Raw genomic sequence first — 13,129 nt, 5'->3', positions numbered from 1 at the left:
CCTGGAAAATCTTGCTCTCCCATTCATAGAAATGCCACACGGATAAACGGCTGTCAATAATTATTCAGACTGAATGAATATCAATAAACTTGCACCATGGATCGACAAAGGCCATAATCGCCGTTGAATGTTCATGCGTCTTTATGATTTGCCATAAAGGTGGGGAGGAAATGCGGTCAGTCTTATGTTACGGCGACTCGAATACGCATGGCCAGATTCCGGGCGGCTCGCCGCTCGATCGATATGGGCCGGACGAGCGCTGGCCAGGCGTTTTGAGACGGGAGCTTGGAAGCAAGTGGTATGTGGTCGAGGAGGGCTTGAGCGGCCGTACGACGGTTCGAGACGATCCGATCGAAGGCCCGATGAAGAATGGCCGAACCTACCTCCGGCCATGCCTCATGAGCCACGCAATCCTCGATCTCGTCATCATCATGCTCGGGACGAACGACCTGAAAGCCCGTTTCCACCAGCCTCCCTCCGAAGTGGCGATGGGGATTGGCTGCCTGGTCTACGATATCCGGGAGCTGGCGCCCGGTCCGGCCGGCAAGCCCCCCGAAATCATGGTGGTTGCTCCACCGCCGATGCTGGACGATATCAAGGAATGGGAACCCATATTTTTCGGCGCCCAGGAGAAATCCCGGCGTCTCGCCCTCGAATTCGAAATCATTGCCGATTCGCTCGAAGTACATTTTTTTGACGCCGCCACCGTCGCGGCTTGCGATCCGCGCGATGGCTTTCACATCAATCGGGAAGCGCATGAAGCCTTGGGAACGGCGCTCGCCAGGGAAGTCGAGGCGATCGGTTGGAGATGATGATATTGCCGCAGCGACGTTACGAATGGATGCCAGTACATCTTTATGCCTTACTCCAAGAGGATTGCATTGATGCCTGATATGCGTTTTGCACCACCCAATCCCTTGCGTATTGCCGATCGGGCAACCGGCCTGAATGCGGTCAGCGTGCGCAGTTACAATGAGCGCCTGCTGCTGTCGCTGTTGCTTCAGAACAGCGAGATCACCCGATTGGAGATCGGCGAACGGACGGGCCTTTCAGCCCAGACTATTTCGGTGCTGGTCAGGTCGCTGGAGCAGGAAGGACTGGTTGCGAAGGGGGAAGCCCAGAAGGGACGGGTCGGGCCTCCGACCGTTCCGGTTGCCCTCAATCCGGAAGGGGCCTTTTCGATCGGCATCAGTGTCGGCCTGAAGCGTACCGACGTCGTTCTGATCGATTTTGCCGGCGCCGTTCGCTATCATATGCAATTGCCTAATCCGCAGCCCGAACGCGACAGCAACCAGACAATGTTCATCGAGACCATTCGTCAGGCGGTGAACATCGTCCCCAAGAATGCTCAAAAGCGTCTAGCCGGCATTGGCCTTGCGCTTCCGTCGAGCGCTTCGGAGGGGCGTGAGGAAAAGGCCTACTTCGACTCGCTCCAGAAGGAAGTCGAGGAGCTTACCGGCTACTCGGTGTTCGTGCAGAACGACATTACGGCTGCGGCCAGCGGCGAAAGCATGTTCGGTGTCGCCAAGCCGTTTTCCGATTATCTCTACTTTTATATCGGCGCGAACCTCCACAGCCGCCTGGTCTTGAACCACCAGATCCACCACGGCAATTCGGTGGTCAGTTTCGATGTCGGCGTGGCATCTTTGGAATCCGTATTGACCGCCGTGGGCGCGCCAACGGATCACCTGTGGCAGCCGCTCGCACCATGGCCGGAGAACAGTCTGGTTCTCGAATGGGAAGGCAAACTGGCGGAAAAGATGCAGGGCATCGTCAAGTCGCTCGCGCAATTTGTCGAGCTCGAAGCGGTGATCGTTTCTTCATTCGTGCCGAATGTCGTCTATCGGAACATCTGCGTCTCGCTGCAAAAGCTGGTTCCCGAAGTGACCGTGATGCCGAGCGGCATATTGAACACGCCGAAGGCCGTCGGTGCTGCAAGCCTGCCATTCATCTCCCGTTTCATGGTGGAAAGTTGAAGACCGTGGTGGCGGCTGGGTTCACCGCCACCATCCCAGCCCGACATGCGCGGGACCGGCCGTAGAAGAGGCCTTGAAAGAACGGGACGCCGCGTCAATCGATGTCAACTGCGGCAAATCACGCCGCCCGACTGTGGGCCAACGCCGCTTCATCTTCGCCTCCGATTTGAAAGTGCTGGACCAGCGCCAACAGGCCGTCAGCCTGGGAGGCGAGTTCGCGGCTCGCGGCCGTCGTCTCCTCGACCATCGCCGCATTGTGCTGTGTCATCTGGTCCATCTGATTGACGGTCGAGTTGACCCCCTGCAGCGCACTCGACTGATCGTGGCTGCCGCGGGCGATCGTCTCGACATGCTGACTGATCGTGACGATCTGCGAGCTGATCTTCGCAAGGACCGAACCGGTTTCCTGGACCAGATGCGAGCCGGTATTGACCTCGGCCGTCGACTTGTTGATGAGGACCTTGATCTCCTTGGCCGCCTTGGCGGAGCGCTGCGCCAGTTCACGCACCTCCTGGGCAACGACGGCAAAGCCTTTGCCCGCATCGCCGGCGCGTGCCGCCTCGACGCCGGCATTCAACGCCAGCAGATTGGTCTGGAAGGCGATCTCGTCGATGACGCCGGTGATCTGCTCGATCTGGCGGGAGGCTTCTTCGATCCGGCCCATCGCATCGATCGCATTGTTGACGACGATGGCTGAATCGTCGGCGCTCTGCTTGGCCTGGCGGACGATCTGGTCGGCATCCTTGGCACGTTCCGCCGACGAGCGAACCGTGACGGTGATCTCGTCGACGGCGGCTGCCGTTTCTTCGAGCGAAGCAGCCTGCTGCTCAGTCCGTTTGGCAAGATCCTCGGCCGCCTCGGCCATCTGGTTGCCATTGCCCTGGATCATTTCGACATTGTCGCGGATCTGGCGCATCGTCGCCTGCAGCCGCATCATCGAGCCGTTGAAATCCTTCCGCAGTTGGTCGAGGGAGGGCGCGAAAGGAGTCGCAATGCGATGATCGAGCCGCCCGTCGGCCAGGTTCTTCAGGCCGGCGGCGAGTGCCGAGACCGCATGTTCCAGCTCGGCCGCGCTTTTTTCCCTGTCCGTCTCGCGGAGTTGCCTTTCCTCTTCGATCTGACGGTTACGCTGGATCGCCTCCTCCTCCATTCGCACCTTGTCGACTGCCCCCTGGCGGAAGGATTCGAGCGCCCGCGCCATGATGCCGATTTCGTCAGAACGCGAGACGGACCGGATCTCGATTGCCTGATCGCCATTGTTCAGGCGGTTCATCAGGCCTGTGATGTCCGCGAGCGGCTTCGTAAGACGGGAGGAGAAGATGTACCCGACGATACCCATTCCGAAAAGGACGGCGAGAGCGGTCAGCGCGGCCCACTTTGCAAGCTCGTTTGCCGAGGAGACGACATTAGCCTTGCTCTGGCCGATGACGAGAAGGTGCGGCTGACCAAAGAGGGTGACAGGGACGTAGGAGTAAAAATTTGAACCATGGGCCCCATCAGCGAAGACGGAGCCATTCTTCTGCTCGTTCGCGGCCTTGAGCAGCTCCGGCGGCACTCCATTTTCCGCTGCGACGTTGCCTGCTCTCAAGGTGCCGTCGGCGGCAATCAGAAACGCCTCGTCGACGCTCCGTCCCAAGCCCTCGGGCGAAATGAGCGCCAAAAGCTTTGCCGGCGCGATACGGATCACGACGGTGCCGCGCTTGACGACAGAGCCCCAGACAACGTTGGCAAGGGGTTTGGCAAGAAAAGCCGAAACATCGCTTTCCTCGCTTTTGAACGAAACGAACCCCGTCCGATACACTTGGTCGGCCGGTCCGGCGATGGATGAGGCAAACAGGGACTTCAGGGCGGCATTCTGCGAATCCTGGACGGCCGCCATGAACTCGGGTCCCTTGGTGACCGTATAGACCACCTGGCCATTGTTATCGATGACGAAGATATCGCTGAGATCGGCATTCTTCCAGGCGCTGAAGAGTGGCCCATGCACCGAGCTATGCTTGACGGCATAGAGCATCTTGACGGTCGATCCGTCGAAAGCCGCTCTTTGTGCGGGGCTCTTCGACATGTCCTGGAACGCCTCCCTTATCTTGGCATCAGACATTGCGATGGCCTTTCCGGCCTGCTCCGTCATCTCTCCGAGCGACTGGCTCTGCGCGATCTCGGTCAGCGTCTGCTCGACCCGTTCATCATAGGCCCGGAGCGCCTTCGATTGATTGGCTGCAATCGCTTCAAGGCGGATCTTGCTCGCCTCGATCAAACCGTTCTTTCCGATCTGGTAGCTCAATGCTCCGACAGACGCGCAAGAGACGATCGCTGTCCCTATGATCACCACGGCAAACTTGGCCTTAATGGATCGCATGCGGTGGGACAATTGCAAAGCATTGTGGAAAATCTGCATTTTGAATCCATTTCGAGTCAAACAGTTGCTAATCATCATCGACGACAGTTCTGAAAAATCCGTTACGGGTCATAACTTTCTTTCTATTTTCAATATGTTGCTTAGGCACGCCCTCAAGAACCTTGAGGTTTTCAGATGTTGCTTTTGTGGATTTTAGCTCAATTCTCCGGTGATATGCCCTCAATATTCCAACATTCCCACATGGAGCAGGGACAGAATCGCATTCACTCCGGACCAGGATTTCGATCGAAGGGTTCATTTTGTATGGAAGGCAAGCGCGTTGCTGATCACATAGGCAGCGATTCTCGCGCGGGCGGGATGGTCATTGCGCGGTGGAAGATCGCGTAATTTGTTTGAAAGATCCGCAAACACCACATAAATACACAAATCCAAGGACAACGTCGTCGACTTCCCGGTTCACCGTCATCCTTACAAGCATCTCGCAACCTTTTCCGAAGGCTTGCGAGATAGATCTGCCGCTTTAAGGGATTGTCAGCATCAGCGTTGCTGTCGACCCCCGCACCGACCCGAGGACGAAGCTGTCAATGTCGAGTGAAGTTCGCAAAGAAGTCATTCTCGAACGACTCGATCGTGATCAACGCGTCAGCGTTCTGGAGCTTTCGACAGAGTTCGGTGTTTCGGGTGAAACCATTCGGCGCGACCTGAAGGATCTGGAGGCCGAGGGAGCCGTTCGGCGCGTTCACGGAGGCGCTATACCGGCCGGCCGAACCGCGGATGTGCCGATTACCGACCGCATCAGATTCAATGCGCTCGAAAAGGACGCGGTCGCGCAGATGGCGCGCAACCTCATAACCGACGACTGCGCCATTTTCCTCGACACAGGCACCACCACCCTGTCCCTTGCGCGCCACCTGACTGGCTTCAAGAAGCTGCGGCTCTACACCAATTCCCTGATGATCGCGCAAGCCGCCTGCCAGCATTTCGGCGTCCGGGTCCAAATGACGCCGGGAAATCTCCGCCCGATTGAGCAGGATCTGGTCGGCTATGATACGCTGTCCTACATCCAGCAATTCCACTTTGACATGGTCTTTATGGGTGCGGCGGCAATCGCGGCGGAGTATGGCTTCATGGACTATGAAGAGGATGAAGCGCGAATTCGCCAGGCTCTGCTGAAGCAGACGGCCAGAAGCATCATGCTGGCCGATCATTCCAAGTGCGGCAAGACGGGCAATGTCATTACCGCCGCATTTTCCAGCGTTAACACATTGGTCACCGATCAACGTCCCCCGGCAAATATATTGGCGGCCGCCAAAAGGGGCGACCTCGAAATCATCCACGGTTGACCATACCGAAAGCGTCAGACCGGTGTCCGCCGTCTGAGGAAGCCCCGTGGTCAATCCCCGTGCAGGAAAGCCATGATTTGCGCATGCAGGGAGGAATTTGCCGCCGCCACGATACCGCCGCCATTTTCTGCCGGTCCCCCGTCCCAGTCCGTCACGACGCCGCCGGCCTGCTCGATGATCGGAATGAGGGCAACGATGTCGTAGGGATAGAGGCCCGCTTCCACGACGCAGTCGATCTGCCCTGCCGCAAGCATGCAATAGGCATAGCAATCGGTCCCGTAACGCGCGAGCCGCACTTGTTTTTCGAGCCGGTCGTAGCTTGCTCTCCGGTCGGCTTCGAAGATCGCCGGCGTCGTTGTGAAGAGCGTCGCGTCGGCAAGGTTCTTCGTCGCGCTGGTTGCGAGCCGCGTTTGTCCGTGCTGGCCCTCGTAGTATGCGCCGTTGCCCGTCGCATAAAACAATTCCCCGATAAAAGGCTGCGCCATCATGCCGGCCACCGCATCACCATCCCTGGTCAGCCCGACAAGCGTGCCCCAGAGCGGGATACCTGATATGAACGACCTGGTTCCGTCGATCGGATCGATGACCCAGACCAGGCCCGCATCCGCGCCTTCATTGCCGAACTCTTCGCCCAGGATGCCGTGATCGGGATATTCCGAACGGATAAGCGCTCGAAGCGCTTTCTCCGTTTCGCGGTCGGCTTCGGTGACCGGATCGAACCCGCCGGCAATCTTGTTGACGACGGCTCCCGGCAACCGGAACCGGGGCAATGTCTCGCGGGCGGCAACTGCCGCGAGGCGGCGAAGAAAATCGGGAGAGATCACCTCTTCAGTGCTTTGCATGTGTCAGACCGCCTTCAGCCATTGCGGCCACAGCGAATTGCTCATTGCGAAACGCGCGCGCATATGTTTCCAGAACCCATATTTGAAGAAGTCGAAGTCAAGACGCGAGACTTCGTTCTGCACCATCGCCCAGGTCGACCATTTGAGGTCGACGAGAGCCTTGAACAAAGCGATCCGCGCCAGAACGCCCGGATCCGCCCGGCCATAATATTCCTCGATCAGTTCCTTTTCGGTCTCCGGCGAGAAGCACATCTCGCAGAACCAAAGCGCGAGTTCCGCCGCCCGATCATTGGTGGAGGCGTATTCGAAATCGACAAGCATGACCCGGCGATCGGAATGAAGGAGGAAATTGCCGGCCAGTGTGTCGTTCATGCAGGGCGCGAGATCGAGACCCGATGCCTCGAGCGCAGCTCGCGCCTCGCGATAGCGCGCATTCATCCAGCCGAAGTCGCTCGGGAAATCGCCGCCAAGCTCCAGGACCTGCTGGAAATGTTCGTCGATCATGTCGAAGGTGGTCTTTCGCTGCGAAAGCGGTGCGGTGTCGTTGAAGGCCTTCAGCGCACGAAGACCGTTGAGGCGGATGACAGGATCAAGAAAATCGGCGTTTGTCGATGTTCTGAGCCCCTCGACGAATTCACTCACCTCGACCCCCGTTTCGGGGAAGAACTCGATGATCCGGGCGCCGACGCCCGCCTCGTGCGCCCTGCGGCCGGCTTCGTTGGCAGTTCTCCGGTCGATGAACATTTCGGTCCCAGCGCCGGGTATCTTCACGAAGAAGCTGTGCGGCGCACCTTCGACGTAAACCCGCCAGTTGGGATTGCTGATGCCCCCGGGTACTGGTTCGTAGGAAACCTCGAGGCCTCGCCAGTCCGCCACGGCTATGATGGCCTGCTCGATCGCCTGCTCGGCCTGCGATGCGCCTTCACCCAATCTCAGTCTCATCGCTCTCTCCATCAGACCTGTTTCAGCCATGTTTCAAAGCGTGGTCCTTCGATGACCGTGCGGGCTCTCAGAAGCCGCCATTCGGCGTATTTGAAGAATTCAACATGCTTGCGCGGCGAGCGTGCGGCATTGATGAAGCCCCAAAGCGCCCACATGAGATCGTCGGCCGCTCCATAAAGGCGTGCCCGCGCGAGCACGCTCGCATCCGGCTTTCCGGTTGCGATTTCAATGGCCAGCAGCGCCTCGCCATCGAATGGGAGGAGTTCGGCCAGCACGGTTCCGATATCGTACGCGGGGTCCGCCTGGCGCGCCCACTCGAAATCGACCAGCCGAACTCCGTCGTCCGGTCCGACCATGACGTTCGACGAGATGCCGTCCGCGTGGCACGGGACCGTATCGACACCTGCGGCGCCGATGGCGCCGGCAATGCGCTCGACGGCAGCAGAGACGGTGAATACCGGTGCTGGCAAGATCACATCCGCTCCTTCGGCAAGCTGCCGGTAGGCGGCAACGAGCTCGAAAACGCTGCGCGTTTCGCCAAGCCTCTCAGCCTGATGGAAGCTGCGTTTTGCCGTCAGAAGATTTTCGAGAACCCGCGGGCGGCGAAGGACATCGGCATGCCCCCACGCCCATTCCTCGCCAAGCGCTTCGAATACCAGGACGCCGCCCTCGGGAGCGGCATGGATGAGCCGCGGGGCAATGCCCAGTTCGCCTGCCTTGCGGCTGGCCTCCGCCACATGGTTCAGGGCAACAAACCGAGACATGTCATCGTGGAGACGTTTGACGAAAACCCGCGGCTGATCCGCCTTGCTTGCGAAAAAGCAGAGATTTTCGACGCCGCGGTGAATGGGCGACACCACTCCGCCAATCGGAGCTGAGAGGGTGGCGCCGGAAAGGCCGACCGCGTCGAGCGCAGCCTGAACTGCAGCATCATCCTGCATGGAACTCTCCCTCAATGATGTTGCGAAGCGTGGCGGTCAGCACCGCCAGCCCCGCCTGCACGTCCTGTGGCTCGGTCAGTTCGTCGGGATGATGGGCGATGCCATCGACGCTCGGAATGAAGATCAGCGCCGACGGGATACCACTGTTTTGCAAGGCGACAGCATCGTGGCCTGCAACCGAACGCATGGTCAATGGCTCGAAACCGCAAGAACGTGCCGTGCGATCGACGAGTGCCATTAACCGCCTGTCCATGCTGGCGGGATCGCGCAAAGTATCGGCGACGATTTCCAGCTGCGTGCCGGTTTCGGCTGCCGCCTTTTCGAGCGCGGCAAGGGCGAGCTCACCTGCCATGTCGAGTTCGGCCACGTCAGGCCCCCTGAGCTCGAACCACACAGTCGCCCGGTCGACGACAACGTTCGGCGAGTTGGGCTCGACCACGAGGCGCGCAGCGGAGCGGTGGAGGAGGGGATGGCTGGCCGCGACGACTGCTTCGAAGGCGGCAATTCCTCTTGCTGCGGCGAGAAGCGCATCTCGGCGATCGGCCATCGGCGTCGGACCCGTATGCGCTGCCCGGCCGATCCAGCGGACGGTCTTCTTGCGCGCCGCCCAGGTTCCTTCGACGACGCCGATCTTTCGGCCCGCTTCGAGAAGTTTCCGTCCCTGCTCGACATGCAGCTCGACATAGGCTTTCGGGGGAGGGGGAACAATTCCCGAACTGCCGCTGACGCCTATGGCCTCGAGCGCGCGCTTGAGGGATACGCCGTCTCCGTCGCGTAGTTCCAATGCATCGCCAAGCGCCAATGCGCCGGAGAAGACCGTGCTGCCGGTCAGGCTCGGCTGGTAGCGGGCGCCTTCCTCATTCGTCCAGTTGACCACCGCGAGGTTGTAGCGCGGTTTGCACAGTCCGCGTTGCACCTCGGCGTGAATAGCGAGCGCGGCCTGTCCGGCAGTCAGGACACCCAAGGTGCCGTCGAAACGACCGCCTCGGGGTTGGGTGTCCAGATGCGAGCCCGCAAAAATCCAGGGCGCATCCTGACCGGCCCAATCGAAGCAGGCAAACTGATTGCCGATCGCATCATTCGCGATCTGGACGGCTGCCTGTTCCATCCACACGGCAAAAACACCTCGCGCCATGCCGTCCTCGGCGCTCGCCGCGAGGCGCGTCACTCCCGCTCCGGGATGAGCACCGATGGCAGAAATTCGGTCGAAGATCGCATCGAAATCCGTCCGCCGTGTCGTCGCCGCGTCAAGCATGGATGATCTCCAGTTCTTCTGCCCGAACGGCGCCGAGGATGTCTTCCGGCGGACGCCGGTCGGTCACAAGCGCACCGATTTGCCCGAAGGGAGCGGTGATCACATTGCCGACCCTTCCAAACTTCGAATGATCGGCCAGCATGACGCTTCGCGAGGACCGCTTTATGAGGATCTGACGGATTCGCGCCTCGTCTTCTTCATAGTCCATGAAGCCATATTCGACATTGACTGCCGCGGCACCCATGAAGACCATGTCGAAGTGGAACTGCTGGATGTAGGATAGCGTGTCATAGCCGACCAGGTCCTGCTCGACCGGTCGCAGATTTCCAGGCGTCACGTGCACGCTGACGCCGAAATGCTGGCAGGCGGCTTGTGCAATCATCAGGGAATTCGTGTAGAGCCGAAGCTTCTTGAAGCCGATCAGCCGGCGCGCGAGCGCAAGCGTCGTCGTGCCGGTATCGAGGAAGATCACACAGTCGTCATTGATCAGGTTGCGCGCCACGCCGGCAACCGCATCCTTCTCAGTCGAGTTGAGCTTGATGCGCTCGGTAATCGGCGTGTCGGCTGTGCGGCCGGCTGGAATTGCGCCGCCATGCACGCGGCGCACAGCACCTTCTGCTTCGAGGTTCTTCAGATCGCGGCGAATGGTTTCGCCCGAAACGCCGAACTCTGCTGAAAGCTCGACAACGCTGACGCGCTGATCACGGCCGAGACGCTCCAGGATGATCTCCTTGCGGATCTCACTGGACATGGACCGCCTCGTCCTCATGCCGATGCAGGCAGGCTGCGTAATTCCCGCCATCAGAACCCACAAGCATCGGATCGGTCTTTTCGCAGTCGCTCTGCGCGCGCGGGCAGCGCGAACGGAACGAGCAGCCGACCGGAAGATGAATGGGGCTCGGGGGCTCGCCATCGAGCAGATATTGCGCGCCCGGGAAACGGTTTTCCTCCAGCGTCGGCATGGCGCTCAGCAGCGCCCGCGTATACGGGTGGTGCGGATGTTCAAAAAGCGTCGTGTTGTCAGCCAGTTCGACGATGCGCCCTAGATACATGACCGCCACGCGGTGACAGATACGACGGACCAGCGCCAGGTCGTGAGATATGAAAATGTAGGAAAACCCGTGTGCCGCCTGGAGCCGTTTGAAGAGATCGAGGAGCTCGGCCTGCTCGACCTGGTCGAGCGCCGACAAGGTCTCGTCAAGGATCAAGAGGCGCGGCTTCAGCACCAGGGCTCGAGCAATGTTGATGCGCTGGCGCTGCCCGGCGCTAAGCCCCACAGGCAATCGTTCGGCGAGGTCCGCATGAAGGCCGACTTCGCGCATGGCCTCCTGCGCGCGCTGCTCGGCATCACGCCGGCCGACGCCGTGGATCAGAAGCGGCTCCTCGATCATGCGTATGATCGACATGCCCGCCGGCAGCGATCCATAGGGGTCCTGCAGCAGAAGCTGGAACGATTTGCGCATCTCCGTCAACGAACGAGCAGAGAGACTCGAGAGGTTCTTCCCGAGGAACGCAATGCGACCGGCATTTGGCTGTTCGAGCCAGGCAAGCAGGCGCGTAAGCGTGGATTTGCCGCAACCGCTTTCCCCGACGATGCCAAAATTTTCACCCGCCTTGACGGTAAAGGACACGTCCCGAACCGCCTTGACTTCGTTGAAGGCATTGAACGCATCGCGCCGGCGCACGCTATAGGTTCGGGTTGCATTTTCGACGGTCAGGACAGCCTCACCGTCTTTTGCTTCCGGCGCCGACACGTTCTTCCAGATCGATGGAATGCGCGAGAGGAGGGCGCGCGTATAGGCTTGCTGCGGGTTGGCAGCAATATCGGCAGTCTTGCCCCGTTCGACGATGCGGCCGCCTTGCATGACGAGCGTTCGCTCGGCAATCTGTGACACCACCGGTAACGACGAAGAGATAAACAGGAACGCCGTGTCGAGGCTTTGCCTGAGGCTGTCGATAAGCCGGATAATCTGGGCTGCGACCGTTACATCGAGCGGCTGCGTAATATTGTCGGCGATAACAAGCGATGGCTCGGAAACGAGCGCATCGACAATCATCACGCGCTGCATCATACCGCCGGAGAATTGGAAGGGCGCCTCGTGGAAGCGAGAGCGCGGTGAGGGAATATGCACCCGGCCAAGGAGATCGAGAACTTTTTCCTTCGCTTCCGCCTTACCGATATCAGGCCGGACAGATCGAAGCTTCTCGACGATCTGATGGCCGATCGGCAGCCTCGGATCAAGCGAACCCATGGGGTTTGCACCGATGAAGCCAATGCGGTTTCCTCTGATCGACCGAAGACCCCGCGCATCGAGGGAGAGGACGTCCTTTCCTTCAAAAATCACCTGACCGGAAGAGATTTCCAGCGGTGCTTGAATGGCGTTCACCATGGCACGCGCCAGCACCGACTTGCCCGATCCGGCTTCGCCGACGAGGCCGAGAACTTCGCCTGGCTGGAGCGCAAAGTCCACATTGTCGACGATGCGCCGTTTGCCGCCATCCCGCAGGAGATCGACCGAGAGATTGGAGACAGCTAGGATTGGATCACTCATTTACGCATCCCCTCTCAGAACCGCATTGCGCGCGCGCTCCAACGCCGAACCCATCAGATTGAGGCAGGTCAGCGATATCAGCAGGAACAGACCGGGCATCGTCGCGATCCACCATGCGTTCAGCAGATACTTTCGTGAATCCGCGATCACGTTGCCGAATGTCGGTGTCGGCGGCTGAACCCCGAGACCGAGAAAGCCGAGGATCGACTCGAAGATCATCATGCGGGCGATATCGAGCACAGCGACGAAGGCGATCGGAGGCAGAACGACAGGCGCCACAAACAACAGCATGATGCGAAGGTCCGAGGCACCGAGAACCCTCTCACCGAGAACATAGCCGCGATTGCGTTCGCCGAGCGCCACGGATCTCGCGACGCGGGCATAGAGCGGCCAGCCGGAGAGGCCAAGCACGAGGATGATCGCAGGCACGGTCGGGCGTGACACGCCGAGAATGGTGATGGCAAGAATGATCATCGGAATTGACAGCTGAGCATCGGTCAGCCGCATGATGACCGTATCGAGCCAACCACCACGAAAACCGGCAAGAAGACCGAGACTGCAGCCGACGATGAACATCAGAACCACGGTCGTCACGCCGATGAACAGCGAATAACACAGTCCGACGAGACAGCGCATCAGAACGTCACGGCCGAGTTGATCGGTACCGAGCACATAAGGCCATTGCCAGCCCTCGGAAGGGAATGGCGGAATAAACTTGTGGCTGTAGGCCATCTTGAGCGGATCAACCGAACTGACAAATGGCAGGAGAATCGCAAGTCCAAGCAGCAATCCGAAGCCGATGAGGCCAATGCGAAAGTCGAGGCGCCCCACGGCAATTTGCAACATGCGTCTGGTCGGTGTGGTGCCGCGCTTGACGACGGTGCGCTCGGTGGCGCTCAATTCTACGATATCGGTCATC

At 59.6% G+C, this 13,129-nt stretch carries 10 protein-coding genes and 1 pseudogene; 3 read left to right on the top strand and 8 right to left on the bottom strand.

Features of this window, described 5'->3' with window-relative positions; genetic code table 11:
* Window positions 1-170: 170 nt before the first annotated feature.
* Both ACVTFQ_RS33860 and ACVTFQ_RS33855 read left to right on the top strand, forming a co-directional pair.
* Window positions 171-812 (top strand): SGNH/GDSL hydrolase family protein, encoded by a 642-nt coding sequence (locus tag ACVTFQ_RS33860; protein ID WP_077768143.1) that lies wholly within the window; start codon window positions 171-173, stop codon window positions 810-812.
* A 72-nt stretch (window positions 813-884) separates the two neighbouring features.
* The gene (locus tag ACVTFQ_RS33855; protein WP_234888140.1) at window positions 885-1,976 is read left to right on the top strand and encodes an ROK family transcriptional regulator; all 1,092 of its coding nucleotides are present in this window, start codon (window positions 885-887) and stop codon (window positions 1,974-1,976) included.
* Window positions 1,977-2,094: 118 nt separating this feature from the next.
* Here the strand turns inward: ACVTFQ_RS33855 and ACVTFQ_RS33850 are convergent.
* Window positions 2,095-3,333: pseudogene (locus ACVTFQ_RS33850) on the bottom strand (methyl-accepting chemotaxis protein); the annotation flags it as partial.
* Between the two features lie 1,586 nt (window positions 3,334-4,919).
* Between ACVTFQ_RS33850 and ACVTFQ_RS33845 the strand changes: the two are divergent.
* Window positions 4,920-5,678, top strand: a complete 759-nt coding sequence (locus ACVTFQ_RS33845) for a DeoR/GlpR family DNA-binding transcription regulator (protein ID WP_077768146.1) — start codon at window positions 4,920-4,922, stop codon at window positions 5,676-5,678.
* Window positions 5,679-5,728: 50 nt separating this feature from the next.
* Here ACVTFQ_RS33845 and hisN read toward each other — a convergent pair whose 3' ends face one another.
* The 7 genes from hisN to ACVTFQ_RS33810 are packed head-to-tail and all read right to left on the bottom strand — an operon-like array spanning window position 5,729 to window position 13,128.
* Window positions 5,729-6,520: a histidinol-phosphatase gene (hisN, locus tag ACVTFQ_RS33840; RefSeq protein ID WP_012475953.1), complete on the bottom strand. Its 792-nt coding sequence runs from the start codon at window positions 6,518-6,520 to the stop codon at window positions 5,729-5,731.
* Between the two features lie 3 nt (window positions 6,521-6,523).
* The gene (locus ACVTFQ_RS33835; protein ID WP_077768147.1) at window positions 6,524-7,462 is read right to left on the bottom strand and encodes a choline/ethanolamine kinase family protein; all 939 of its coding nucleotides are present in this window, start codon (window positions 7,460-7,462) and stop codon (window positions 6,524-6,526) included.
* Between the two features lie 11 nt (window positions 7,463-7,473).
* Complete coding sequence (locus ACVTFQ_RS33830) at window positions 7,474-8,403, bottom strand: phosphotransferase (RefSeq protein WP_012475951.1); 930 nt, start codon at window positions 8,401-8,403, stop codon at window positions 7,474-7,476.
* A complete protein-coding gene (locus tag ACVTFQ_RS33825; RefSeq protein WP_012475950.1) occupies window positions 8,393-9,658 on the bottom strand; it encodes a Zn-dependent hydrolase in 1,266 nt (421 codons plus the stop codon). The genes ACVTFQ_RS33830 and ACVTFQ_RS33825 overlap by 11 nt, the downstream gene beginning before the upstream one ends.
* A complete protein-coding gene (locus ACVTFQ_RS33820) occupies window positions 9,651-10,409 on the bottom strand; it encodes a DeoR/GlpR family DNA-binding transcription regulator (protein WP_161596387.1) in 759 nt (252 codons plus the stop codon). The genes ACVTFQ_RS33825 and ACVTFQ_RS33820 overlap by 8 nt, the downstream gene beginning before the upstream one ends.
* Entirely contained in the window at window positions 10,399-12,210 is a 1,812-nt protein-coding gene (locus tag ACVTFQ_RS33815) for a dipeptide ABC transporter ATP-binding protein (protein WP_077768149.1), read from the bottom strand. Before ACVTFQ_RS33815 ends, ACVTFQ_RS33820 begins: the two co-directional genes overlap by 11 nt.
* Window positions 12,211-13,128 (bottom strand): ABC transporter permease, encoded by a 918-nt coding sequence (locus tag ACVTFQ_RS33810; RefSeq protein WP_012475948.1) that lies wholly within the window; start codon window positions 13,126-13,128, stop codon window positions 12,211-12,213.
* Window position 13,129: the final 1 nt, after the last annotated feature.

This window comes from Rhizobium sp. O111, from assembly GCF_055616315.1.
Note: the sequence above shows the minus strand (reverse complement) of the source record. Positions and strands in the feature narration are given on the sequence as shown.

Excerpts from the sequence above, each read along its gene's own strand:
- ACVTFQ_RS33860 (WP_077768143.1), top strand. The coding sequence starts at position 171 with ATGCGGTCAGTCTTATGTTACGGCGACTCGAATACGCATGGCCAGATT.
- ACVTFQ_RS33855 (WP_234888140.1), top strand. The coding sequence starts at position 885 with ATGCCTGATATGCGTTTTGCACCACCCAATCCCTTGCGTATTGCCGAT.
- ACVTFQ_RS33845 (WP_077768146.1), top strand. The coding sequence starts at position 4,920 with ATGTCGAGTGAAGTTCGCAAAGAAGTCATTCTCGAACGACTCGATCGT.
- hisN (WP_012475953.1), bottom strand. The coding sequence starts at position 6,520 with ATGCAAAGCACTGAAGAGGTGATCTCTCCCGATTTTCTTCGCCGCCTC.
- ACVTFQ_RS33835 (WP_077768147.1), bottom strand. The coding sequence starts at position 7,462 with ATGAGACTGAGATTGGGTGAAGGCGCATCGCAGGCCGAGCAGGCGATC.
- ACVTFQ_RS33830 (WP_012475951.1), bottom strand. The coding sequence starts at position 8,403 with ATGCAGGATGATGCTGCAGTTCAGGCTGCGCTCGACGCGGTCGGCCTT.
- ACVTFQ_RS33825 (WP_012475950.1), bottom strand. The coding sequence starts at position 9,658 with ATGCTTGACGCGGCGACGACACGGCGGACGGATTTCGATGCGATCTTC.
- ACVTFQ_RS33820 (WP_161596387.1), bottom strand. The coding sequence starts at position 10,409 with ATGTCCAGTGAGATCCGCAAGGAGATCATCCTGGAGCGTCTCGGCCGT.
- ACVTFQ_RS33815 (WP_077768149.1), bottom strand. The coding sequence starts at position 12,210 with ATGAGTGATCCAATCCTAGCTGTCTCCAATCTCTCGGTCGATCTCCTG.
- ACVTFQ_RS33810 (WP_012475948.1), bottom strand. The coding sequence starts at position 13,128 with ATGACCGATATCGTAGAATTGAGCGCCACCGAGCGCACCGTCGTCAAG.